Below are 26,931 nucleotides of genomic sequence, written 5' to 3' on the forward strand. Positions count from 1 at the left end.
GATTTGAAAGGCATTCCGTCCTTGGAATATATATCAATGGCTTACGCTTGAATTCGCGTTATTTGCTGATGACTTAATAGGAAATAAGCATCTTGAGGAAGGTCTTGTTGCCAAACTTGCGGATAACTCATTTGAGTATATAAACCACGAAGTGTAGCACCGGTTAAACCGTGAGAAACCACAATAATATTATCAGGTACGCTTGAGTCATCGAGAAATGCAGCTAATCGCGTACACACTTGATCAAACGTTTCGGCATTGGGTGCGGTTAAATACCAATCAGGCTTATCCAGTAAAGTAGGATTTTGTTGAACAAGTTGCGGAATTTCTTGCTGTTCCCAATCCCCTAGGTTGTACTCCATCAAACGAGCATCTTGATGAATATCGTTAGGATCCATTCCAAGCTGTTTGGCAACAATAGTCACCGTTTCCATCGCTCGCCCAAGAGGACTGCTGTAAATCACCCAGCCAGATGTATCTTCAATTTCTTTTGCTAACGAACATCCAACCGCAGTAGCTTGCTGCTGACCTTTCTCTGTTAATGCCGAATTACAATGACCTTGTAGACGTTTCTCTGCATTAAATTGTGTTTGCCCATGACGTAATAAATATAACTTTTTCACATTGTCCTCCTCAACAAAGTAAGACTACCTGTCTGTTGAGGCAAGCTCAATATGTAGGACAAATTAAAAGATGAACGTACCCCTTTTCGACGTTTAATTCACCATTTGATAAAACTTAGCCTCACTTCACATAATACCAAGACGGAATATTTTATGGTGAGGATATGAAATTAATTGGCAAAAGGAGAAAGTGTGATGGCTCAATTTCAATTTTTCTATAAGCCAGATACGCTTAGAAAAGAGATAACTTACTTAGATCCTGCAAATGAAGATTTTGCTCAATTAAAAGAACAGCTCCTTAATCGAGGATATGTTGCATCCCCTTATCAGATTCACGCAGAAACAGAATCAGATGCTTTGGTTAAATTTCGTTTAGTTCATAAAGAATATCAATAAAATACAAAAGGCGTCTCCATATCGACAGACGCCTTCCCTTTCATTTATAGCAATTTGTTAGCCTATATTTACTGTTCCGCTTGCTTGTACTTTACCACCACAATCGATCGCATCACCTGAACGAGCAGCAGGTTTACCGTCAATAAAAACAGACCCTGAACCTTGGCTAATTGCACGAGGATGAGGTGGATGCTTTGGCTTGGCATGTGGCGCTAACGCATCACCTTGTCTTGCCGCTGGTTTACCATCAATCATGACAGATGAAGATCCCGCAATAATGGGCGTTGGAGGAAATCCATCGTGATCGGTGCCAATATCTCCTAATTTTGCAGCTTTAGGCATAATACTCTCCTTTTCTGAAATCCATTTTTGTCGTCAATATGATTAATTTATTGTGAGGAACGCAATAAATCTTGGTGCAGCTGTTCCACTTTAAAACTAATAGCTTGCAACTCCTGATTAAGGTTCTGCCACTCAATTTGAGCCTGATTTTTGTCGCCTTGTTTTAGCTGCTCTGTGATATAACTGATACGGCCATAAACGGGCGATAGACCAATAGCATACTCATTGATTCCCTGTGATAACCTCAATGTATTAGCTCGGTTATTGGCATTTATCGACTGTTGTAAATTAGCAATGCGTGAACGAGCGGTATTAAAGCGTCGATACTGTGTTGCAAACAGCTCATCATATTGAGTCTCTATCTGATGATATCTATTTTGGGCTTGTTCCACCGATTCGTCATTAGGATACAAACGCTGAATAATATCAATCAAAGAAAACGCTTCAATTAAATTTCCACCAGCCGGCTGAGTGATAAGAGCATTAGCTTGTTGTAAATACATTGGCACAATTATCGATTTATCTTCTGCAAATTGCTGGGCTGTAAAGTGTGTTTGAAATGCTTTGCCCTGCTCAAGAGTAAGAATACGACCACTACTTTGTGACGTTGTCACTGATTGCGCTAGCAGAGAACGATTTTCAGATACAGTCTGACTATGCGTCGTACTTAATAATTGGAACCATTGAGGAAATAACTGAGCTCCAGTGACTATACCTCCAGCACCTAAGATTAATCCCAAAGCAAAACTCATATAAGATCGTGACGATGTATGCGTCGTACTTTCTTTGTTTGGGCTCTGCGCTGCATGTTGAGCATAATTAGGTTTCACGACAACAGATGACGATGTTTTACTTACTTGATTGTCATTACCTGTGATTTGGTATTTTGTTTTTTGGTTGGTGACGTCCTCATACCTTCCATGATCTTTAAGTGACAAACCATTTTCAAGTCGGTCGATATGTTCAAATACCACATAGCCTATCGCTTCGAGATCTGGAATATGTTCAGGTTGTACCTCCATAAAGATCTCATTTAGCCGCTGACAGGCTCGTTCACATCGATATAAATCTCTTAGCTGAGACTGTGTGGGTTTTAAAGCTCGAAGTTCATTACCGATACGTCCTAACATCCATTGGTAAAGTTCTGCCCGTTTTTGAGCAGGAAAACTGCTATTACGAATAAAGGTATCAACGGCCACAACTTGCAACTCTAGCCCATTGGCTAATCCTGCCAGTCCTTCGTTTTTAATCGCAGCAATAGTGAAATAAATGGTAGCAATAAAATCGAAACCATCTGTGCGCCCTAACTCATCACACAGTTGTTGAACCAATTGCCAATCCACGCTACCTGACAATGGACTGTTGCGTTTATTGATTGCATCACGAATTTTCTGATAGCAGTCTGAATCTCTTAACTCATCTTCGTGAGCAACTAATTTATATTGTTGAAGCTCTGAAAAGTACAACTGAGTCACAATCACATATCCATTAATAAAGGGGAGCTCAAGGCCCCCCATAGTTCTTAGTATAAAGTTCGAGTTAACTTAAAGTTTCTAAATAGTGCTGAAGTAAATGGATTTGCATCAGCTTCGGAAGTTAAGCGATACGTCACCTCACCACCATTAATAGAGAACTGATAGTCAACAGATGTTGAACTTGAGCTGACAACAGCTCCTCTATCTAGCAAACGGAAAAATGCCCAAGGTCCCTGGATCGTAATACCTCGCGGTGACTTATTAACTTTAGATGGAACCAATGACAGCTTAGATATAGCCCCTTCTCTTAAGGTATTTGGCCAAACTAATTCAATAGAACGATGTGGCCCATGGCTGTATTCAACATACTGACCATCAACATTAATCACACTACGGCGTTGATTTGAACTTAATTCAATAGGTTCAAGAGAAAACTCAACATCTAAAATCCCTTTACGGTTAAAGAATGCTTCTTGAATTTTTTTCGCATTCGTAAACTGTTTTAGTACATCACTACGTAAGAACGCATTTTGCTGACCGTTAACACTCATTGAGATATTTTCATCAATAAACATCTTAAGCTGATCATTGTAGAACCGACTCAAAGTACCATCTGGAGCAAAGAAACTTTCAAAGTCTTTAAGTGAAACATCTTTGCTTGCACGAGGATTAAATGGATAACGAGTCGCCAGTTTTGCCTGATATTCTTGGTACACATCATGTTGCCAGCGAACTTCAAGATACTTAATCGCTTCTTGTTTCACCGCATACCAACTCTCATCAGCCAATTTTTCCATCATAGAGTCTAATGGCTTAGGTAAACTTGATGCCATTCTTTGCAAAGTATAGATAGGATCGGAGTTTTTCAGCTCCACTCGTTCCTTCGTTGCTTCAAGTGCAGCTTTACCCATATCAGGTGCATCTTGGATAGCTTTCAAATAACTGTATACCTGTTGCATCGCTGACATTACTTCAGAAATATAAGCGGGTTGCTGATCTTTTTGCGCTAATAAACCATCAATATCAGCAAAAGGTAATGCAATCATCGCGGCGACTTTATATTGGATCGACTCCATTAATGCTAAACGTGCTTTATCATCTTGCGGTAGGTTCGGAAATAGCTGGGTATTCTTTTCTACCGTATTAAGTAGACGATTCATCGGTTGTTGAGGACCCATAAATTGACTAAATACACTGACCGCTTCATTAATATCAGCAAAGTATTTCACATCAACATCATTAATTGCAGAACGCCAAGTATTGGTATAATCAGCTACATAAAGATCACGAATTTTCTGACGCAGTACTTGTTTATCTTCAAGGCTAAATTGAGCAACCGTTGTCTGACCCAATACCCAACTATCCACCAAAGCAAGCTCAGATACCGACTCAGATTGAGGCAAGAAATAGCTATTAAAGCCTTTTTGAGTAAGCAGTTGTGGGATATCTAAAGCTTGGCCATTAGATACTCGTTGTTCAAATACCAAATCAAACACAGGTCCAACTGCAGTTTTAAGATCAAGTGGTGCACCTAATGCTGCATTTGCGCTCTGCTTGAGATTACGATAAACACGTTCTGCGATTGACACCGACCCTAAAGCTTCTTGTGTTTGTTGAATCAAATGATCGTACGGACGCATAACTCGAATAGCGTCTTGATTATCATCTCGGCGCAAACCTTGTAAATCCGTGTGCATCAATGCGTAATTTAAATGCTCCATCAGTTGCTCTTGCGTTTTCACATTATTTGGAAACGCTTGTTGCCAAACTTGAGCAAAATAATTGGTAACGACTTTATCTTGTCGGCCCCCTTTATCTGTCAACATACGAAATACACGTAATGTCTCTAACTCTTCTTCTTCAGAATTTGCTTGTGATAAATCAACAGCCAACTGCTTCATCAATGATGGTAAATAACGAAATTCAAGTAAGCTTAGATAAGTTTCTTCAACTTTTGGACCAATCACATGTCCTTGATATAACCCCATATCAGAGACATATTTGGGTTTATCACGGAAAAATCCAAACTCTAATGTCGCTTCACGAATCGTATTTAACGGCTCTAAAATCTCCTGTTCAGATCGCATGATCTTACTGTCGGAGTATTCTGATTTATATTGATTAACTTGAGCAAGAACCGCATTCTCTTGCTCAACGTTTTTCATGTAATAACGGTGCCAACTACCAATGAGCAAAACAGAAGCGATACTGCATGCAACAACAGACAGCATTAATATTTTCTTCTTCTGTTTAGCTACGCGGAAATTATCAGATGCGATGCCAGCTTCTGGATAAATAATTTCATTAAAAAGACGTTTAACAAAATAGGTTGTCGAATTTTGAGCATGTTGCGCGCTTTGAACCGAGTCAGCCAAACCGTAACGTTGAGATGCCGCATTAACAAAAGCGTTCTCAGGCACACCTTGTTGGTATACCGACATAAAATAAGCACCACGAACTAATGCTGAAGTCGAAAATTGATCGCTTGATAACGCATCAGTGAAAAACGCTTTTAGCACATCATGCATACCCGCTATTTGACGAGTAAAACTATAGATTGCAGAACGCTCTTCTGAATCAACAGCATGACGTAATGCCTGCGGTAATGAGTCGTTTATCCGTTCGATAAATTGGCTATAATCTCGGTCAAACTCAGCTAACCATGAATCAAGATCTGTCACAGAATTCAACGAAAACGTGAAGCCCATTACCTCTTCCCGTTGAGCACGAGTGTATTGACGAAAGAATGGTTCAAATCCATACAATAGATCGAGTTTAGTTAATGCAATATATACTGGCATTCGAGTCGATAACGTTTCCATCAATTCACGCAAACGAGCTCGAAGTAAATTGGCATAAGCTTGACGCTCTGCGACCGTTACTGTTGCCAAATGAGAAAGATCTAGCGTTAAGATAACACCATTAAGAGGACGACGACTGCGAGTTTTCTCCAACCATTTAACAAAGTGGAGCCATAAACGGCGTTCCATTTCACCATCTTTGTCGGCCTCATTTTGACGCTGGGTTAACAATTCACCATCAGGATCAATTAATACAGAATCATCACCAATCCACCAATCAAAAGAAAATGGGTTTTCACTTTTCTTACCTGATGCTCGCATGACAGAAGAAAAGACAAAGTTTTGACCAGAACGATTGATTAAACTGGTTTTTCCTGCATTTTCTAACCCCAGCACTAAGTACCAAGGTAGAGCATATAAATAATTACGTTTATTTAAGCTGTCTTTCATTTCCGTCATAACTTGATTTAGTTCAAGCTCTTGGCGCTCTTCAAGACGTTTGATTGGATCTTCACGCAATTTCTCTTCGCGAGCTTTTGCATCATTAATTTGTTGTAAACGACGCCACTGAAATACTCCCCATACAGTAAAGCAGCAGAGAGAAAAAATAATACTGGTAACGGCTCTTGCCATCGTTGAAGCCAATGGGGTTTTACCATCGATTTCAAGCCAAGGCCCCGCCCACCAGATAGCCACATTTAAAAGAATAAATGTCGCAATAAGCAGAATGGGAACCGATGCTTTAAATGTCGGCGCAATTCGATTAAAAATAGCTCGTATGTAATTCCACATATCCTTTCATTCCTGTGGTAAATCTAAGGGGCAATATGCTGCTCAAGTTGTTCTAACAAAGACGGTTCCCAATCGGTTACCGACATTTCCTTTGCTTGGTGATATAAGGTCTGATACTGTTCTGTCGCCATAGCCTCTAAATGCTGACTTTTCATGATATCGGCAGAAAGCAAACGCCAATAAAAGGCATCTCTTGGCTCACTCGATTGAGAGAGACCGTCATTAAGCATGGCCAAAGCAACAGATAAACCGCCTTCTTGTGCTAACTCTAGTGCCTCTGAACGTTTGCCATGCCAACTTCCAACTGAAGCGACCTTATGATTGTTTGGTAAGGTATTACTGTCTTTTATCCACTGCAGCGCAGGCTCACTAATAAAAGGAATTTTCCCCTTAAATGACAGGGTTGCTAATTGAGGCAATCGGGTAAGAAAACGATTTAGCTCTTCATAAATAGTATTTGCCCACTCGTTTTCACCTAATTGCTTAGCAATGCGATAACTCAAATAATGACCATCTAACCAATACGGTGATACGGTTAAGCATTGTTCAACTTTGCGCCAAAGAGCTAAATCTCCCCCTCGTGCTAGTTGATCTTCATATTCACTCACCCGATCAGATGAGACAGGCATCAGTTGGGTTTCGCCATGTTGATTAGCATCAGGCAAACTATTAATCGAAAACCAAACCGCAAAACGTCTAAGACGAATACTTAGCCCGATCCCATCGCCACCTATATCTGATAGAAAATCCGATACTTTTAACAATGACGTGCGAATCGCCCGATCGTTACTGCCATCGATATCTAATTTTGGAACCGGTGCTGCCGATACCGAGGGCGATGGAGAGTTCCCACTATTGTGATGATTATCGGAAGTCGTCATTTGCTGCTGAGATGCAGTTTGATGCGCAGCATGGTTTGGCGTTTGACTTAGCTGACGACGCACTTTGGCTGCGATGTCATCAACAAGATCCAATGGAAGTTGGTAGTGCGATGCTTGATGCTCTAACTCATCCACTAAAGCTTCTAGCGTTGTTTTTAATTCAGCATCAAATAACGTACCATCTAGCTTTTCTGTGGCGCTTGAAGTGCGTACACAGATTTGATTAAAGAATTTTTTCCTAGGTAATACGCCACGTTTTCCTGCAACGGGGTGACAGGTCTCCCAATATGCCGACATAAAATCCACTAACACAGCAATGGATAAGGTAAAGCGTTCTGGCGTTGGTTGATGCTGTAAACATTGTAATAAAACCGTCAAAAGCTTGATGTCTTTGGTCTTATTACTCAATAAATTAACAACACATGACTCAACCTCATGCCATTGAACATCAGCATGGGAAAGCGATCCTACTTTCATCATCTGACTATCGATAAAATCCAACAAAGGATCGTCAATGATCCGAAGGCCAACCGCATCATCCCCTTCAATCGGATTAACTAATTGTTCTCGGTAAGTTGTCATTGAACTCATAAATTATCCTTACCAACGACACGCTTTGCGCATTGGTTCAATAACGCTGCGTAAATCTGTTGTATCAAATGCTAGGCCATCAACATCCTTCGCATTTGAACGCAAAATAAGTTGAGGAGCTGTTAGCATAGATTTCATTGCTTCAATCGCAGGAATACCACGACCCGAACGCAACAAATAACCGGTGTCATCACTGATCCAATTTTGAGTAACAACAGGAATTCCAGGGATGGATACCGATACTCGACTCTCTTGAATCGGTTCAGGAAAAACCAACTCCACACGGCTTATGTTTTCAATACAACTCAGCATCAAAACAGGTGCTTTTCCTTTGGCAAAATGTTTATTTATCGCAGGAGCGGTTAACCAATAACGCTCACCTTCTGTGACACTGTCACCTTTATTGGCATTAAAACCCACTGCTGTTGTGCGATTTTTTTCACTGTCTATAGCCCACTGCCAAGATTGAGGCATTACGGTACTATTTTTGATTAATGGCACCGTTTTAATTGGCGTAGAGAAAACCCGATCAAAGCACTCTAATCGCGCTAAATTAGCCCCAATAGAACGGCAATGTTGAGCTTGAATCATAACTTCATCAGAATTGACCGATGCTATCGCCGAAATGCTGACATGACTTAATAATCCCACCATCAATACTTGTTTTATCATTTCGCTCAGATCTCCAATTTCTGACACTTATGAGCTAAAGTCCGTTTCGGTAAACCTAGGCTTTCAGCAGCTTTTGCCCTATCTCCCGCAAAAAAGGTTAAGCGATCACAAATGATCTTTCGCTCATACTCTTCAAGGGCCAATTTAAGATCGTCAATCTCTTCAAACGGCAGACTACTCACCAATTTTTCTGAGCTCATATCAGTTTTCGGTAAGGCTTGCTCATTAATAAATTGATTTGAATCGGTATGAACACACGCATACTCAACTAAGGAACGCAGTTGACGCACATTACCCGGATATTCAAATGTTTTAAGCAGCGTCAATGTTTGCGTATCAAAGCCCAGAACATGTCTATTTTCACGCTGGTTATATTGATCAATAAATACTTCTGCTAATTCATCAATATCATTCAGTCGATTGGATAAACTGGGAACGTCTAACGGATACTGATAGAGTCGGTAAAACAAGTCTTGACGAAACAAACCTTGATTGACATTTTTCCTTAAGTTGACATGGGTTGCCGCTACCAAGCGAAATTGCGATCTCAGTTCCTTATGTGAACCAAGAGGCCGGTATTCAAGCGTTTCTAATACCCGTAATAATTTTGCTTGTAGTGCAAGAGGCATCTCCCCCATTTCATCAAGAAACAGAGTGCCACCATCAGCTTGCGCTATCAGACCTTTTCGAGCACTAATGGCCCCCGTAAATGCTCCTTTCTCATAGCCAAATAATTCACTTTCCAGCAAATTTTCAGGGATTGCGGCACAATTTACGGCGACAAAAGCTTTGTCCTTGCGATCGGATAAAGTATGAATGGCTTTCGCAACCAATTCTTTACCAGAGCCGGTTTCTCCTTGTATTAAAACAGTTAAGGAAGACTGCGCAGCAATCGCTATCTGTTCTCGCAAAGATTCCATCACTGGACTAGAGCCAATTAAATGATGAGATAAATCCCTCCGACCTTTATTTGTTTTATTGATCTTTAACTGGGTAATAGATTCATTTAGCTGTAACTCTTGACGATGTTTACTGGCCAATTCACGTAATAAAATCCATTGAGAAATAAATACTTGACTGAATTTAAGCCAATTTTCATCATTAAGAATATTATTAATAATTTGCTTATTACCAATAAGTCCAACAACGGCTTTTACTCTATGTGACTGAAACGGTAGTGGCACAACCAATAATGATTCATCATCGGAAACCTGTTGTGAAAAATATTCAAAATCAGAATTTTGGCGCCAAAAGTGTAGTTTTTTTGAATCAAGCAATATCGGTTTAGCATGGTGCAATGCGTGTGAAAATGGGTGATCAAAGTCATCCACTTCCCATTGCTCAGAGCCGTTATCAGAAATCAGGAAACGGCCGTCATCGCTCGGATAAAAAACCAAACATTGAGCGACAGCCAGTTGTTCGACTGATACGTTTTGGAAGAAAGTGATCAATTCTGAACACTTTCTACACTCAATCATCTCCGCGGTATAAGTTAGCCACTGCTTCATTGCAACTACTCAACTTCCCCAACAAAATCACCATCAACAACCGTCAAACAAATTCGAGTTACTGCTTCTCGATGAGCCAATTTATTTAATAGAGCTAATGAAACTGGAGGCAACATTTGGCCTTCAATAATGGCTTCAAGCATACGAGCACCATTTTCAGAACGAGTTGCTCGGCCAAGAATTTCCTCAATTAAACAAGGCTCGATGACCACTTCAGCTTTATAACGAGATACTAAGAGTTTTTCTAAACGAGATAATTTTCCTCGAACGATTTTCTCTAATACATCATGGTTAAGAGGCAAATAAGGCACAACCTCCATACGAGCTAAAAGGGCTGGTTTAAAGAAAGCGGCTAATTCTGGATATAACTTATCTTCGATTTGATCGGGCTGTTCTGCATAATCAACAATGGTCTGATAACCCAAATTTGACGTTAAGAAAAACACGATATTTTGACAGTCAATCACACGTCCTTCACCATCAGCTAACTCTCCTTTATCAAAAGCTTGATAGAAAAGATTCAGAACTTCAGGATGTGCTTTTTCTACTTCATCGAGTAGAACAATCGAATATGGCATCTTACGAATGGCTTCAGTTAAAACCCCACCTTCGCCAAACCCAACATAGCCGGGAGGTGAACCAATAAGGCGAGAAACCGTATGTTTTTCTTGATACTCCGACATATTAATCGTGGTCAAGAACTGCTGTCCGCCATATAACTGTTCAGCAAGCTGTACAACAGTTTCCGTTTTACCAACACCACTAGGACCAACAAGCAGGAAGGCTCCTTTAGGACGACCAGGACGACGTAAATCCGCGCGAGCAGTTAAAAGATGTCGGTGAATACACTCAATCGCAACATCTTGTCCTTTGATCGCTTGAGATAAAATTTCAGGCAAATGCGTGATCTTAGTAAGTTCATCGGTATTCATTTGATCAACCGGAACGCCAGTCCAGTCAGCGATAACTTCGGCGATCTGGGTTGCATCAACCTCTGGATGGATCAGACGCTGATCGTGAGGGATCTGCTCTAGTTTCTGATAACATTGCTGTAACTGATTTCGCAATGTATCCATTTCATTGCTATCTCCATCCTTTGCTACTTGCTTAAGGAGGGCTTGACGAGTCTTAATTATCTCGCTCACGATCTCTTTTTGCTCTTGCCACGCTAGATGCAGACGATCTTGCTCCGCTCTATCTCTCTCTTCTTCTGCCAGTAAATGATCAAAATGCTCTTGATCGATAGTTTTACCCAGTTTTTGTTGACGAGATAACATCTCAATTTCAAGCTGACGCTGATGACATTGACTATCAATTTCAGAAATTCGACGTGGCGGCGCACTTAAATTAATGGCAATACGAGCACAAGCAGTATCTAAAACATCAATCGCTTTATCGGGTAATTGACGCCCTGAAACATAACGTGCAGAAAGCTCTGCCGCCGCTTTTAGAGCATCATCACTGATCAAAACTTGGTGTGCGGCTTCATACACGCAATGCAAACCACGCAGAATATCTGTTGCTTGAGCTGCGGTTGGTTCGTCCAGTTTTACTAGTTGAAAACGACGTGTTAATGCAGGATCTTTTTCAAAATACTTTTTATATTCTTTCCATGTCGTCGCAGCAACGGTACATACTTCACCTCGTGCTAGTGCTGGTTTTAGTAAGTTTGCCGCATCACCACCACCTTCTTGATTGCCTGCTCCAATTAACGTATGGGCTTCATCAATAAATAAGATGATCGGTGTTGGGGAGTTTTTCACTTCATCTAGAATGGATTTTAAACGTTTTTCAAACTCACCCTTAACAGAAGCTCCTGCCTGCATAAGGCCTAAATCAAGAGACCATAGTTGAACGTCTTTCAAGGCTTGAGGTACTTTACCTTCTACAATACGCAGTGCTAACCCTTCAACAACAGCACTTTTACCCACTCCGGCATCACCGACGACAATGGGATTATTTTTACGGCGTCGACATAAAATATCGATCATCAAATTAATTTCGTCATCTCGACATAAAACTGGATCTAATTTGCCACTACGTGCTTGTTGCGTGAAATCGGTACAAAAGCGCTGTAAACCACTCTCCCCACCGATTAGCGACTTATTAGTCACTTTCTCACGGCTTGTTATAACCGGAGTTTCTGAAGAATTAACTAATAGCTGAGAAAACTGTTTACGAACCGTCTCTCGATTAATATTTTCAAATTGTTTAATTAAGCTAAATGCCAAATAACGGTCAGGACGAAGTAGCGCGGCAAGGAATATGATGCCAGAGCGCAATTCATGACTGTCTAATTCTGTCGATGCTAATAACCAAGCATCTTGTAATAACTCAACTAATAGTGGAGAAAAAGCAGGATAGGTGTCATTACCACTCTCTTTTGGTAATGAATCACCACAAATTAGTTTTATTGCATCATGTTCGAGTCCTGATAGTTTTATCAATTCACGAACATCAGATAATGGGTTATCTAATAATGTAAAAAGCAAATGCTCAAAAGTAACTTCACTATTACCTCGGCTAATACAAAGAGCCGCTGCCTGTTCTAATGCTAATTTAGTTTGAGAATTTAATTTTTCGATAAGTACAGGAAGTTCAATTCGAATCACAACTACATCCTATTGTAATATTTGGTTTAATTGTTCTAATACATCGCCAGATTTATTGTGTAAGGCAATTGAATAACCAATAAAAATAACAACCCAAGTTAAAGCAAATCCTGCAAATACTGTCCAAATTGGAACTTGTTTTGTTAATTTATATTTTGTTGCAACAACATGCTCAGTTGCACTTGTTAATGCTTCAGGGTCTTTATCCGCTAATCGGCGTAAAATCTCATAAAGATTAGCGACAACTTTCTCAAATTCTTCCTTGCCGTTATTCATCACTTTGTATCGGCCTTCAAAACCTAAGGTGAGGCATAAATAGATAAAAGCGAGTAACTCCTGATATCGAGCAGGTTCAGATTCTAATCGAGATAAAATAGAAAAGACTTTTTCGCCACCCCATGTTTCATTATGAAAACGAGTCAACAGAGAACATTCAGCCCACGAGCTATCTGCGCCCCATGGGGTACTCATAACCGCTTCATCAATAAAAGAGCACAGTACGTAGCGATATGCCAAAATAACCGCATGTTCATAGCCGGCCTCAGTTAACTCTACTTCTATCGCTTTTATCTCTTCTACGGATTGGTGGTAAATCTCATCAATATTATCGCAATGACTTAAGTTACGAATTCGTAAACTCATACCGAGCAAAGGCGTCGCGGCATCAATTAGCGCATTGATATTATTCCCGCGTAACTTAAACCAGAAATCTTGATCCTGATTAATATTTTTAACATTATCGAATAGAACGCCATCGAAATAACCTTCTGGCTGTTTCGTTGCTTTTTCTCTATCTAGAGTCTCATCCATGATAATTAACTCCTAATTGCCCAAAATTGCAGCTCAATATCAGGGAAATCACCTGCGACATGGAAAGCAAAACCACTTGAGTTAGTGACCATATTCCATGCTTGGCTACTTTTATCGAGCTGGAAATAAGTGTATCCCGCATGGTATGGCAACTGACGAGGTGCAACAGGTAACGGTGATAATGGAATACCAGGTAACTGCAGCGAAATAAGCTCGCGAATCTTTTCAACCGATGCTACTTTTGTCTGTTGCATAAATAACTTACGTAGCTCTTCAAGCGGCATTCGAGCACGAACGGCCAAAATAAAATCACCTTCCAATATCAGATTTGGATCTTGAATTGGCGCAACCATTAAGCCGTATTTACGTTTGTGTAGTTGAATCGATACAGCTCTTGGTTCAAGCACAATACTGAGTGCTTGTCGGAGCATATTCATGACGGGAACAAATGAGTTATTTGGTCGATCATGATCGTAGCTACTAAATTCAGGTGCCATACGACCTTCATCGGTAAAGGTTGCCAATTCACCACAAATAGAGGTTAAGTCTTCATATAAACGCTCTGGGTGAATCCCTTTTAGATGTGCCATGTGATGAAGTCTAGGTTGCATGGTATTGAGCGCTTGCAGCAACATAAAATCGGCAACATCAGCAACACCACCTTGACTTGGTGAACCGATACGTTGTGCGATATTTCTCGCTCTTTCTCGCATTAAACCAGCCATTTCTCCCATAAAACGTTGTAACTTTGGTACCGCTTTTACATTGAGATGACACGGCATAAACGACTCATCCAACATAACACTGCCATCAGGTCGTTTTTCTAAAATTTTAGCGATTGCAATAGAGGCATAGGCGCTGCGATCTTCTTTTTCTAACATCAGCTTTAATCGAGCTGGACTTACATCGATAACGCTGCTATCACCCTGAAAAGAATGAATATCACGAGCTTCATAACGTTCTGCTTTATAGCGAGTTGCACCAACCGAGTCAGGCCAGCTCACTTCAACAATCGATTCACTACGAAGCGGAATAGCTAAATAAATAACTTGGTTAGCCAGAGAACTATCAACTATATCTAAAGCATCAGGTAAAGTGTCTTCCTGAGGGATATTAAAAACGGTTCCGTCAGGCATAACACCTTTTGCTTTTTCTATAGCAATACGGCCAAAACTTAAATATTCAAGATTTAATACAATCTCTGTTACGCCATATAAATATGGATTGGCAGATTTAACTCTTTCATCGATAAGATACTCTAAATATCTTTGTTGCTGTTGAAAGTGTTGAGGCTTAACAAATAATCCTTCATTCCAAACAACACGGTTTCGAGATGACATTACTCCACCCTTTCCAGTATTACTTCATTATGATTAAGCAGAACGAGTAAATGATATTCTCTGCCTAATGTTTTTACTTTTACGACTTTTTTCCAATCACTCTGTTCAGGATCGGCAAAAAAAGCCATGACACCTATATATCGGGTATCTTCATCCAATTTTATTGGATCAATAAATTTAAATTGACCTGGTAATAAAACATAATCGTAATCATCAACATAATTACTCTTTAATGCTTTTTTATAATCATCTAATAATTGATCATAAGAAGCCGACATAAACATGGAGTCATCTTCTAGTTCAAATACTTTTAATTCGACAGGAGATGCATCGCCATTGTTATTAGGGTTTATCGTATCAGTCGCAACCATACTTAACGTTATCGTACTCGGTTCCGAAGCTGGATCGTATTTCGAGCTACACCCAACCAAGAACATGACCCCAGCAATACATAGATACTGTAATAGCGCCTTTGGATTCACATTACATCTCCTGTTGCTTCTCTCTTAAGCGTTTGTCATAGGCTTGATCGAAAATTTCCCAAAAGAGTTTGTCAAAACCGTGCTGGCGATTGGAAGTCAGCTCTTGATAATAGTTTTGATACATGTGCCACGCCCATGACTCAGGCGACTCATTCAAATGTTGCCCAGGTCGACGATAACGATTGAAACGACGCTGCAGCACCTCTGGCGAAAATGCTTGAAGTATCTGAGCTAACGCTTCCGATATCGCTTGGTGTACGGCTTCATTATGATTTTTTACAGTACGAAGGCTCTCTTCTATCGCTGCAGGTGCAGATAAATGAACTGGGCTTCTTTCGCCATCAAACATCACCTGTACGGTTTGCTCATAGTCCATACCCAGTCTTAATGGATTATCTTCAATCGGCTGAAGATTTTTATTCATTACCCCATAGCGGCTAGAAGCAACTTGTTGATGTAAATCTAAAAGACCACGAATAGCAGATTGTAACGATGCCCCCATTTCTTCAGACAGCAACTGCATTTCAGCAAGATCATCGGGATTGCCCGCTTTGGTCCCTAAACCACGTAATAAGGGGCCCGTTAATAAGTGGTTTCCTTCACTTGAATCGAGCTGAGGGTCTGAGTGATAACTAAAACCTTGACGAACTTCCTCTTCAAGTAGATCTAATGTTTTCTCATCCATTACGCGGTCCTTATAAAATGAATTTTGAGCAGGCGCTATACTGTTATCGCTGCTAGCTAAATACGCTGTTGGTACTGTTTTTTTTGATACTGGTTGTTTTGATGTTGAGTGTGTTGCTACCGGCTCCTTATCATAAGAAGCGGTACGCTGTGATTTTTTTAATGTCATTGCAGATTGAACATCTCGCTCAGTATCTGCTTGAATGGTTTCTTGCGAGCCAAACCACTCTTCGTTATTACTTAAAAGTGGATTATTTATCGCTTTTGATCGTGTATCTTGTTCACCACCAAATAGATCGATACTTTGTGTTATCTCTTGCGCATCAAGAGCCGCCAAAGGATCATCAACCGAGCAAACTTGATCTTGCTCGATCAAATCAAGTTCTTCACCATCAAGTTCAAGTCCATTATTGGCAATAAAAAAGGTTTCAAGACGGCCTTCTTTCTCTTTTGCATCTCCGTGTAACGATACTCGAATGACAAATCTGCCAATATTCAACACATCATTTTCGTTAAGACGTGCTGTTTTATCCCAGCCAACAGCCATTGATTGGTTATTAATAAAAGTTTGATTACAGTTGTCAGTGATACAAAAAGCACCATCTCTAAAGACAATTTGGCAATGGTTTTGCTGTATTTGTCGTTGATTATCCGTCAGAAACCAGCCGTCACTAGAACTCGATCCTATTGTTCCACCGTTACTGTTAAACTCTTTTTTTACCGATATACCTGGGGCTACAAATTGAGTATTAATCACAGTTAATGTAAGTAAATTTTGCTCGGTCATTCTCCATTTCCTTTATTGGCGCACCTGTATCTTTACTTTACAATCGCTATTCTTTGCATCTAAAAACGAAGACCATCCAAGAGAGAGTTGAGAATCTCGCGTTAAGCACATGGACGGAACTTCTTCTTTTTTAAGTTCAAGCTCCAAATCAAATGCCATTTGCTCGCGAAGAACAAATTCAACCAATTTACACAACGGTTGATACTCTTTTCCTGAAGGTAAAAAATCATTAAATCGCTCTCGCGTAAGATCTTTAATTTCAACCACAAACTTGCCAGTGCAATCTTTTACTTTGGCTCCAATGATGGTCGACTCACCTAATCGGCAGTTATTCATCCCTAAGCACATCTGTTGCTCTTGTACAATGTCAACGGTTCGAATTTCCCATTGCCTGATAGCGACGTTTTCTAATTCGAAACAGTGAGCAATAATGCCTGCAACAACTTGGGGCGAGCGACTACGACCAGCTAGAGTTCCTGCGTAAGAGAGCATTTTGCTCCAGTTAATTGGTGTCTCACCTCGTAAGTCACTATCTGACAAACCAACAAGGGCAAATAACTGTGATGAAAATAAGTCACTGGCGTTATCTTGATAACAAACGTAATAACGATATTTACGCCATAACTGGTAAACCAAAGCTAAAAGACGATTATTAAAAAAATCTAAAAAGGCTCGTCTTACACCATTTTCATTTTCGGTAGCGATTTGCTCGAGCAAAAAGCCAGGTAATGGTGATTGTGCCCCATTTAAACCAAGAAAAGCCGTTTCAATACGATAGCTCTCGTCACTCAGTGCTTCTAATTCAGTAATATCGCTAGAAGCAAAACCCAAACTGGCACTGGTGCTAAAAATGAGTCGACAATTACTTTCCCATTCCTCAGAACTAGGATCTTGTTCTGTTAGTTTTAATAGCAACTCAACTAACTGATAAAAATCATAATTCTTAGCTTGGTCGAGCAAAGTATTTAATCTTTTATCTGACCTTAGATCAGCGGTTGTAACCCTGTCTGAGTTCCCCATGTATACCTTTCTTGATTTGCACTATTAACGACGACCAATTCATGAAACGAGTTAATACTGGCGTATAAAGCAAAGAATCGACTTAGTACACTACCAAAAAGATAAAGATCACCTTCTGAGGCAAATGCAACCTGATCGAGCATAATCTCAGACTGTAAGCCTCTCACAGGCAAGCCCTTAATGATCCGTTCAATCGGCTTAGAGTTAATCTCAACAATGCCATCTAAACGCAATTTGGCGACACGCTCTGCTTGTCTATCTACTAACGCTCTAAAATCGTAAGCTCTAATCACTGAACACAACGCATCTTTTGATAATAGAGATAAATAATTGAGTGACAGATTAGAGATAAGAGTCCACAACAAACTACCGTCTAACGTTGGTCTAAGCGGTTGTGTCGGCTCTGTAATATTTTTAAATGAAGCAAACGATGGTGAAGTATTCGTTGCTGCACAAATATCACCAATTCCTAATTCAATGGGTAACTGTCTATTCGTACATGTAAGCTCTAATGAGATCGCTTCACTAATGCCAATACAGTTGGTTTCATCACCACGAACGAATGAGATAAAGTGGTCAAAACCATCGCCTCTAACACTATTTTTTACTCGAGCTCGATAATACAAAGCCTCGCGATGGCGAGAGCGCTCAATTTCATGTTGAAAACTTTCAAAGGCGCTATATACCCTCTTTTGACCTCGGATTCGGCCTTCATGGGCTTCTTGCCAACCTTGCACTTTATCAATACTAAAAATCTCATAATGCGTTGGATATCGACTGGATGGCACCATTCGATATTCAGATCGCTTACCTGTTAGATCAATAGGATCGGCATCATGAGAAAATAGATTGATAATAGGCGTACAAAACAGTGAAAATGACTCTTCTCTCACGCGCACATCAGCAGGTAATGTCTTAGAAAAAACAAATCTAAGTGTAAATTCTTGCCCCATATCCGATGTAATAAACTGAGATAAATTGCACAGTTCACCGAAGAGAAAAGCATCTGAAAATGTTAAGTATTCTTGCAGTATCCGATAGCCTTCATAAACATTCTTAGGAAAAGGTAAAACACCTTCGCCCGTTTCAAATCCCACACTCTTGAAATGATCTTTTGGGATAACAAATTGATGCTCTCCGCATACCAGTTCGATACGAGCTAAATAATGGTTGAGCCATAAATAGAGCATTTGAGCGCTGTATTTTTGGCCACCTAAATAAAATTGAAGATCTTGTAGCCCTATATCAGATAATCCTTGCTCACCAATTACTTCAAGCTGTAAGTCAATAATTGATGCTTCTCTTGTATGGTTTGTTGTAATCCCTATTGGTGCTATCGGATAAATATCCACATCTCTGCAAGTTTTAAAGTGACAAACTGTCTCCATGACCGGAATACTGTCTATTTCCGTCTGAGCAGGAATCTTTTGACCTACACTTAATGCTTTTTCTATTGGTGTAAACTGCGCGATACTTAGACTTGGAATTGGTCGTAAGTAATTGGGCCATAACATATTAATAATAGAGTGGGTCAACTCGGGGAATTCATCTTCAACTTTTTCACGCAACTTTGCAGTGAGAAAAGCAAATCCTTCGAGCAAGCGCTCTACATCAGGATCGGTATTTTTGCCTTGAAGAAAACGAGATAGTTGAGGGTGCACTTCCGTAAAAGCGGCTCCCTGCTCTTTAAGAAAAGCTAACTCATCCCTGAAAAATTTATCTTGTGACACTATCAAACCACTCTATATTTACGGCTCGTATCAAGTAACAAATCAATTTGTACCGAATCATGTAACGCTTTCGAGTTTACTAATGCTCTGATATGAAAACGTAAATTCAAAGGGCTCTCATCATCAGGAGTAAACTGAACATCAATATTCTTTAACCGCGGTTCATAACGCTCTAGGCAACGTCGAATTGCGAGCTTAATCTGCAAAGCCAAATCGTGGCAGCCTAACGTTGCGTCATTAAAATCGATTAATCCAAGCTCAGGCGCACTTAAAGACTCCCCAATACGGCTATTAAGAAGCTGAGAAATATTTCGTTTGATTGAATCAAGCACAAGAGCTGGCTCAGGACCTTGAGTAATAGTTCGATTTGCGCTGTCAGCCTCTAAGCGTTCAAAGAGGCTGACACCATACGCACTATCCTCTAATGCGATATATGACATTGAATTAGTCCTGATCTAAACGACCAACAAGTGACAATTCAAAATTTGCGCCCATATATTTAAAGTGAGGGCGAACAGTCAGTGCAACTTGATACCAACCTGGATCGCCTTCAACATCCAAAACATCAATTTGAGCTGCGCGTAATGGACGACGACTACGAACATCTGCGGGTGGGTTTTCTTGGTCAGCCACAAATTGTTTAATCCAAGCATTCAATTCACGTTCAAGATCTTGACGCTCTTTCCATGAACCAATTTGTTCGCGCTGAAGCACTTTCACATAATGGGCAAGACGGTTAATGATCATCATATAAGGTAACTGAGTACCTAATTTGAAGTTCATTTCAGCTTCTCGACCTTCTTTTGTGTTAGGGAAAACTTTTGGTTGTTGAATAGAGTTGGCTGAGAAAAATGCTGCATTGTCGCTACCCTTACGCATGGTTAGAGCAATAAAGCCTTCTTCTGCAAGTTCGAACTCTTTACGATCAGTCACTAATACTTCGGTTGGGATTTTAGCTTGCAGCTCGCCCATAGATTCAAATAGATGAACCGGAAGATCTTCAACAGCCCCTCCGCTTTGTGGACCAATAATATTTGGACACCAGCGGTATTTAGCAAAACTATCGGTTAGACGAGAAGCTAATGCAAAGGCGGTATTACCCCACAAGTAGCTCTCATGAGATTCACTCACATTTTCACGGTAGTTAAATGTTTTAATTGGGTTTTCTGTTGGATCGTATGGAGTTCTTAATAAAAAGCGAGGAGCTGTTAAAGCAATATAACGAGCATCATCTGACTCACGAAGCTGGCGCCACTTTGTATAACGAGGGCTTTCAAATGTTGCTTTTAAATCTTTAATGTTTGGTAATTGTTCAAATGAATCAATACCAAAAAATTCTGGTGCAACACCTGAGATAAAGGGAGCGTGGGCCATTGCACCAACAGCACCAGCATATTGAAGTAACTTCATATCTGGTGTTGAAGGTGTAAATTGATAATTAGCAACAATCGCAGCTACCGGTTCGCCACCAAACTGACCGTATCCAGCCGAGTATACATGCTTATATAGACCCGATTGAGAGGTCTCCGGTGCAAACTCAAAATCATCCAACAGCTCTTCTTTCGTGACATGCAATAGCTCAATCTTATTATTTTCACGAAAATCGGTGCGGTCCACCAGCATCTTAACACCACGCCATGACGACTCCATTTCTTGGATCGCGGTGTCATGTAAAATTTCATCCATTTGTAAGCTGATTTTATTATCAAGCTCAACCAACATTTGATCGACTAAAGCTTTATTAACTTGATTATCAGCATGTTCACTACCCAATAGGTTTTCTATGAAAGCCGCAACACCCTTTTTGGCAATATCATAGCCATCATCTGCAGGGGTCATTCGAGTCTGCGCCATAATCTCATCAAGGAGACTCACTGACGAAATTTTGTCACTAGAGGTTTGTACGTCTTGTTGTACAGTCATAATTCCGTTCCTGAACTATAGGTAATTAAATTATCAATAAAGATGAATAGTTATTATTTATTAAGATCTTGACTAACAATTTCAAGTTCACTTAATAGTTTACTTCTAGACTCTTCAGAATCCATTAATTCCTGTAAGCGCGTACGGAATGCTGGAATATTTCCTAAGGGACCTTTCAAAGCAACCAATGCTTCTCTTAATTCAATAAGCTTCTTTAATTCAGGAACTTGTTGACCAATAGAATCAGGGGAAAAGTCATCAAGAGACTGTATTGATAAAGTAATTGGTAATTCAGAACCATCGTCTGATAGCTTATTATTAACCGTTGTTGTTATTGATAAATTACTTTCTTTCATTACTGATTCAAAGTTATTTTTATCAATAGAGACTGCTTTACGGTCTTCGATAGCAACATCTTCTACACCACCTTTAAAATCGCTAACAATCAACGCTTTAAGCGGTAATTCAACTGATGATTGGTCATCACCATTATGAGGAACATATTTAATATTAATACGTTCTTTAGGTGCAACACTGCCGTCTTTTGACATTATAACTCTCCGTTTAACTTTATTTCAGTTGCAAGAATCCAGTGATATCAAATAAAAAATATCACTTATAAATCTTAGATTTTTAATCGTTAATTATATCTATAAATACAATTAACAATAAAATTATCATAACTTATATCGGAAAGTTTATATCTTCCCTAGCCTCTAGATAAATATGATTATCCGAAAAAATATTTATTATTTACGAGATAATTTTTGTTATTAATTATTATCTCTTGCTCTTATGTGTCAAACAGAATATACCCATGCAACAAAAATGCAATTAATTTGACCAAAAATTAAGGCACAACACCGCAATTTTTCGCGTTAAAGTCAAAATAATGGCACAAAGGAGAAGTATTTATTGCATATAAATGTAGTAACGCTCTAAAAGTGATAGTTCATATCGGCATATCGAGTGATTCATCTGATTGGCTTTAACATGGAGGAATCAGGAAATTGCCACTTATTCACGAGCAAAAAAAACAACGCAATCAAACGTGATAGAGCAAGTTTGTATGATGATAAAATTGTGCCAATCTCCCCAAAAGAGATGTAGCTTACATAAGGCATAAGTGATTTGTGATTTGTGATTTGTGATTTAGAACAGATTAAAGAAAAGAAACCTGCTAGATACATTAGCGAAAGCTAGCAGGTTATATTGAGATTAATGCGTTATTTTCGGTGCAGGAGATATTACAAATTAAGCAACTAATAGCTTATCTAACTGCTGACAGATTTCAGATTCTATTGCACTAGAGAAAAAACTGGCAGTAAAGCCTAGAGATAACTTGATTGTCAATTTACCATCCATACTTTCTAAATAACCATTAGCTGAGCTGTGTTTTATCATTAAACGGTTATCTTGCCATTGCCAAAGAACACCATATTCATCAACTAACTGCTGTGCAATCAGCTCTGAAACCTGAGTTATATGTTCATGAGAAAACCCATGCTCTCGTTCGATTAAGATGGTCACTGTATCACTATTCCTTTAGTGCTCTTATGTCTGAATACCCAAATGAAAATACCAGACACTACTTACTATTAATTACTGCTTATACCCAGTTATTTGAGTATAAGCAGTATAACAATCCATTGCATATTAATATGTGCTTTACGTCATATCATCTAGCGTAGTTATGGTTTTATTTGTAGCAAAATATCGCCTTCCTGTTCAATCATCGCCTTCTCATGTAAAAAGATGGAAAATGTCGTTCCAACCTCAACTTCAGATTGAACTCGAATTTCGCCCCCTATACTTTCAATAATACCTTGGCTAACAGAGAGCCCGAGGCCAGTACCAGAACGTCGGGTCGTAAAAAACGGATTAAATATTCGAGTTAAGTTTTGCTCTGATATTCCACAACCATGATCCGTAATCTTAATAATTGCACCAATGGTGGTTTTACCCTCAGTCCAATCTTGAGTACTGATCTGTAGTATCCCACTATCATTCATTGCATGAACACCATTCATCTGCAAGTTAACTAAAACTTGAAGTAATTGATGACGGTTAACCTCAACACTGCATTTAGCTTGTAAGTCGGTTTCGATCTTAATATCCAGTTTCTTTGTACCAGAACGTACCAGAGTCAAACTCTCTTCAACAATAGGATTAATATGCTGCCAAATGATCTCATCTTGAACCCCACCCTGACGGCTATATTGCAATAAACTTCGGGTAATATTTCTTATCCGATCAATTTGTTCATGGATCGCTTCAAGCTCATCTTTTATTGGCGCAGTTCCATCTCCAAGTTCAAACTGGATCAGTTCAACATTACCTAAGATCACTGCAATTGGATTGTTAATTTCATGAGCAATACCTGCGGTCAGTTCACCCAATGCAGCCAGCTTTTCACTGTTAACTAATTTATGTCTAGCCTGATTTAACAGCTGAATATGACGCTCTAACTCTTCAGTTTTTTCATGTAAACTGTGCGTTCTTGCATCAACTTTATCTTCAAGCTCAATAGCTGCTTGTTTAATTGCTTCATTCCGTTGGTCAAGTAGGTCCAACATTGAATCAAACTGGCGTCCCAAAATTTGCAGCTCATGATTCTCGCTTAAATCCAGTTTACCAATTCGCTTCTTAAGCCCTAACTGCACAGCTCTCACAACATGGTGAATTTTCTCGATAGGAAGAAAAAGATCTCGAGAACCACGATAAACAATAATGCTCGACAGAAGTAGCACAATACAAATTGCTATCCCCATCTCAATAATATTGGTGAGATAGGTTCTAACCAGTGGCCACTCCAAATAACCGGTATAGAGCATTCCAATCACTTTACCGTCATAATTTCGTAGCGGTTCATAAGCTGAAACATACCAAGCATCATAAACATAAGCTCTATCGACCCAGACTTGACCGTCCTTTAATACATCCAGCTTAACTTGCTCCGATACGGGAGTACCAATAGCTCGTCCCTTTTTCATGCTACTGTCTAAAGGCACATTAGTACTGACTCGTAAATCATCCATAAATAGCGTAACAGTACCTATACTCCCCTTTGGTAAAGTATTAGAGGCATACACTAAATCACGAATTCGATCGACCAATTGCGTACTGTTATTGAGTAACATTCCCCCATCAATAATCCACTGCAATTCGTGTCGATCATTAAAAATAGGAATTAAGCTTCGACTCACTAAACCTCGACGCTCAATCTTGTTTCCTCGCAGCATTGGTATCTGTGCTCGCGCCGGAAGATCAGGGTTTAAACGATATAACTCTTGACTATTGAGCACTTCAAAAAAGGTTTGTTGCTTACCTGCGAGCAGTAATTTTCGATTGGATTTTGGAAACTCAGCTAATTGGGAGGCTGGATGAATAATAACAAAATCTAGATCATAATTTTTGGCTTGAGTTGGTACCCAGCGGGTTAATGATCTCTCATCATGACGTAACCGCTGCTGAAAATCGTATGAATGCGTAAGGGATGTTAATTGCATCCACTGTTCTCGTTGCAACAATTCCATACTATGGTGAGCTACCGCAAGATCGGCCCTAACATTCATCAAGGCACTTTGCCAAGTGTACATTAAGGTCCAATATAACGTGATGCCAATCAGAGCAAGCATAGTTAAAAAGATAGGAACCGATGTTAAGACTAACAATCGGTATCGCACCATAGTTCTAAAGCGATTAAGCCACGTAGCCACAAAGGTTCTTAATTTCATATTAAGCCTTAAGCTCTTCAACTTCGTCAGACCATTCTTTGAATTTTCGCTCTAATGTTTTACGAGCAACCCCTAACTGACGAGCTGCAGCTGATTTGTTACCATCATTAGAGTCAACCACCTGAAGAATATGTGCTTTCTCCACTTCTTTTAACGTCCAGTCGGTTGGGTAACAATACTGTTCTTGTCCATTTTCATGACAGCGACATGGACGTTCATCACCCACATTAGTTACACTGTCACCACTAGTTATACTGTGCTCTTCATTTAGCTTTGAATCTACGTCATGAGATACTGGAAAATCATCATTAAGCTCTCGCCAATAATCTGCTGGTGGTTTACCCAATAAAATACAACGCTCCATTAGGTTGCGTAATTCACGAATATTTCCGGGCCAATCGTAAGCTTGCATGGCAACAATATCTTCATGAGTCCAACTGATTGACTGCATACCAAGGTCTTTTGCCAATTGATGAGTAAAGTGGTGCGCAAGAGCAGGAATATCTTCAATACGCTCTCGAAGTGCAGGTAATTCGATCGTTAACACATTCAAGCGGTAGAACAAATCTCGTCGAAAACGCCCCGCTTCAACCTCTTCTTTTAAATTTCTGTTTGTTGCAGCGACAATTCGGACATCTACTGAAATTTCCCTTTCAGCGCCGACAGGACGAATGGCTTTTTGTTCTAACGCACGTAATAACGAAGACTGCATTGAAAGTGGCATTTCACCAATTTCATCAAGAAAAAGTGTCCCGTTATTAGCCACTCGGAACAAACCTTCTCTCGCTTTTTTAGCTCCAGTAAATGCCCCAGAAACATGACCAAACAGCTCGCTTTCAAGCAGATCAGGGGCGATTGCTCCACAGTTAAGAGGCACAAAAGGACCGGAACGTTTACTCAGTTGATGTAAGGCTCGTGCAACCAATTCCTTACCGGTACCCGACTCCCCTTCAACCAATACCGCGGCTAAAGAAGGGGCTACCTGTGCAATCATTTTCTTCATCCGTTGAGTACTGGCAGCATCACCGATAATTTCTACAGGATAAGAGCGTTCCACATCCCGTTGTAGGGCAAAGTTTTGTCGCTCCATAAGCCGACGTTCAATACAACGACTAACCGATTGCATCATCTGCTCAAGATTAAACGGTTTTAAAATAAAATCAGAAGCACCTGCTCGTAGGGCTTTAATGGCCATTTCAAGATCCGCATAGCCTGTCATAAAAATCACATCACTACGCTTAGTTGTTGGATCAAAAGCCTCATGCCAATCAATCCCTGAACGTCCAGGCAAATTGATATCAACAATTAAGAGATCAAAATGACAGCGTTTGCGAATTTCCTCCGCCTCTTCCACACTTCCAGCCACATCAACCTGAGCAAATTTTTTACTTAATGCTTTTTGAAGAATGGTACGCATACCAGGTTCATCATCTACCACTAATACCGATACCGCTGTCCATGAAGAAGAAAAATCTGTCATAAAAATAATTATCTCAATAAAATTTGATGCGACATTTTGTCCCACCTTTGTTATCTATGTCAAAGTTGTTTCAAAATAATCGTCTTTCAGCGCACAAAACTGAAAACAATATAAATATAAGTTATTGGTTTTATGTTACTTTTCAAAAATAAAAAGTTTAATTGTGAATATGGCATTCAACTTGCTTATAAGCATGCAAATTGCAAAGTCGTCTGATTATTTCTGAAATAACTTTGCAGCCCCAT

General features: G+C 39.8%; 21 protein-coding genes. 1 reads left to right on the top strand and 20 read right to left on the bottom strand.

What is annotated here, in order from left to right; genetic code table 11:
• Positions 1 to 41 precede the first annotated feature (41 nt).
• Entirely contained in the window at positions 42 to 623 is a 582-nt protein-coding gene (locus tag CTN07_RS07100; RefSeq protein ID WP_005299533.1) for a histidine phosphatase family protein, read from the bottom strand.
• Between the two features lie 195 nt (positions 624 to 818).
• On the opposite strand from CTN07_RS07100, the gene CTN07_RS07105 reads away from it, so the two are divergent.
• Positions 819 to 1,019: a hypothetical protein gene (locus CTN07_RS07105; protein WP_050787760.1), complete on the top strand. Its 201-nt coding sequence runs from the start codon at positions 819 to 821 to the stop codon at positions 1,017 to 1,019.
• A 57-nt stretch (positions 1,020 to 1,076) separates the two neighbouring features.
• Here the strand turns inward: CTN07_RS07105 and CTN07_RS07110 are convergent, their stop codons facing one another.
• The 19 genes from CTN07_RS07110 to CTN07_RS07200 form a co-directional block, all read right to left on the bottom strand.
• Positions 1,077 to 1,361, bottom strand: a complete 285-nt coding sequence (locus CTN07_RS07110) for a type VI secretion system PAAR protein (protein WP_036763926.1) — start codon at positions 1,359 to 1,361, stop codon at positions 1,077 to 1,079.
• 47 nt (positions 1,362 to 1,408) lie between these two features.
• Entirely contained in the window at positions 1,409 to 2,836 is a 1,428-nt protein-coding gene (locus tag CTN07_RS07115) for a type VI secretion system ImpA family N-terminal domain-containing protein (protein ID WP_050787761.1), read from the bottom strand.
• A 47-nt stretch (positions 2,837 to 2,883) separates the two neighbouring features.
• Positions 2,884 to 6,429, bottom strand: a complete 3,546-nt coding sequence (gene tssM / locus CTN07_RS07120) for a type VI secretion system membrane subunit TssM (protein ID WP_005299538.1) — start codon at positions 6,427 to 6,429, stop codon at positions 2,884 to 2,886.
• 23 nt (positions 6,430 to 6,452) lie between these two features.
• The gene (gene tssA, locus CTN07_RS07125; protein WP_005299540.1) at positions 6,453 to 7,901 is read right to left on the bottom strand and encodes a type VI secretion system protein TssA; all 1,449 of its coding nucleotides are present in this window, start codon (positions 7,899 to 7,901) and stop codon (positions 6,453 to 6,455) included.
• 9 nt (positions 7,902 to 7,910) lie between these two features.
• On the bottom strand, positions 7,911 to 8,573 hold the full coding sequence (gene vasI / locus CTN07_RS07130; RefSeq protein ID WP_005299542.1) for a type VI secretion system-associated protein VasI: 663 nt from the start codon (positions 8,571 to 8,573) through the stop codon (positions 7,911 to 7,913).
• 5 nt (positions 8,574 to 8,578) lie between these two features.
• Entirely contained in the window at positions 8,579 to 10,081 is a 1,503-nt protein-coding gene (locus CTN07_RS07135; RefSeq protein ID WP_005299543.1) for a sigma-54 interaction domain-containing protein, read from the bottom strand.
• 5 nt (positions 10,082 to 10,086) lie between these two features.
• Positions 10,087 to 12,693: a type VI secretion system ATPase TssH gene (gene tssH / locus CTN07_RS07140; RefSeq protein WP_005299546.1), complete on the bottom strand. Its 2,607-nt coding sequence runs from the start codon at positions 12,691 to 12,693 to the stop codon at positions 10,087 to 10,089.
• Between the two features lie 9 nt (positions 12,694 to 12,702).
• The gene (gene icmH, locus CTN07_RS07145) at positions 12,703 to 13,503 is read right to left on the bottom strand and encodes a type IVB secretion system protein IcmH/DotU (RefSeq protein ID WP_005299548.1); all 801 of its coding nucleotides are present in this window, start codon (positions 13,501 to 13,503) and stop codon (positions 12,703 to 12,705) included.
• A gap of 5 nt (positions 13,504 to 13,508) precedes the next feature.
• Positions 13,509 to 14,843 (bottom strand): type VI secretion system baseplate subunit TssK, encoded by a 1,335-nt coding sequence (tssK, locus tag CTN07_RS07150; protein WP_005299550.1) that lies wholly within the window; start codon positions 14,841 to 14,843, stop codon positions 13,509 to 13,511.
• On the bottom strand, positions 14,843 to 15,280 hold the full coding sequence (gene tssJ, locus CTN07_RS07155) for a type VI secretion system lipoprotein TssJ (protein ID WP_036765024.1): 438 nt from the start codon (positions 15,278 to 15,280) through the stop codon (positions 14,843 to 14,845). Before tssJ ends, tssK begins: the two co-directional genes overlap by 1 nt.
• 46 nt (positions 15,281 to 15,326) lie before the next feature.
• The gene (gene tagH, locus CTN07_RS07160) at positions 15,327 to 16,796 is read right to left on the bottom strand and encodes a type VI secretion system-associated FHA domain protein TagH (protein WP_005299551.1); all 1,470 of its coding nucleotides are present in this window, start codon (positions 16,794 to 16,796) and stop codon (positions 15,327 to 15,329) included.
• A gap of 12 nt (positions 16,797 to 16,808) precedes the next feature.
• Positions 16,809 to 17,816: a type VI secretion system baseplate subunit TssG gene (tssG, locus tag CTN07_RS07165; RefSeq protein ID WP_005299553.1), complete on the bottom strand. Its 1,008-nt coding sequence runs from the start codon at positions 17,814 to 17,816 to the stop codon at positions 16,809 to 16,811.
• Positions 17,780 to 19,546 (bottom strand): type VI secretion system baseplate subunit TssF, encoded by a 1,767-nt coding sequence (gene tssF / locus CTN07_RS07170; protein ID WP_005299555.1) that lies wholly within the window; start codon positions 19,544 to 19,546, stop codon positions 17,780 to 17,782. The genes tssG and tssF overlap by 37 nt, the downstream gene beginning before the upstream one ends.
• A 2-nt stretch (positions 19,547 to 19,548) precedes the next feature.
• Entirely contained in the window at positions 19,549 to 19,986 is a 438-nt protein-coding gene (tssE, locus tag CTN07_RS07175) for a type VI secretion system baseplate subunit TssE (protein WP_036763928.1), read from the bottom strand.
• 4 nt (positions 19,987 to 19,990) lie between these two features.
• On the bottom strand, positions 19,991 to 21,469 hold the full coding sequence (gene tssC / locus CTN07_RS07180) for a type VI secretion system contractile sheath large subunit (RefSeq protein ID WP_036763932.1): 1,479 nt from the start codon (positions 21,467 to 21,469) through the stop codon (positions 19,991 to 19,993).
• Positions 21,470 to 21,522: 53 nt separating this feature from the next.
• Complete coding sequence (tssB, locus tag CTN07_RS07185) at positions 21,523 to 22,020, bottom strand: type VI secretion system contractile sheath small subunit (protein WP_005299559.1); 498 nt, start codon at positions 22,018 to 22,020, stop codon at positions 21,523 to 21,525.
• A 703-nt stretch (positions 22,021 to 22,723) separates the two neighbouring features.
• Positions 22,724 to 22,999 (bottom strand): polyhydroxyalkanoic acid system family protein, encoded by a 276-nt coding sequence (locus tag CTN07_RS07190; protein WP_036763933.1) that lies wholly within the window; start codon positions 22,997 to 22,999, stop codon positions 22,724 to 22,726.
• A gap of 161 nt (positions 23,000 to 23,160) precedes the next feature.
• Positions 23,161 to 25,206 carry a sensor histidine kinase gene (locus CTN07_RS07195; protein ID WP_005299561.1) on the bottom strand — a complete coding sequence of 682 codons (2,046 nt, stop codon included), beginning with the start codon at positions 25,204 to 25,206 and terminating at the stop codon, positions 23,161 to 23,163.
• A 1-nt stretch (position 25,207) separates the two neighbouring features.
• Entirely contained in the window at positions 25,208 to 26,686 is a 1,479-nt protein-coding gene (locus CTN07_RS07200; RefSeq protein WP_005299563.1) for a sigma-54-dependent transcriptional regulator, read from the bottom strand.
• Positions 26,687 to 26,931 lie beyond the last annotated feature (245 nt).

Source organism: Photobacterium damselae (assembly GCF_003026815.1).
Lineage (GTDB): Bacteria > Pseudomonadota > Gammaproteobacteria > Enterobacterales > Vibrionaceae > Photobacterium > Photobacterium damselae.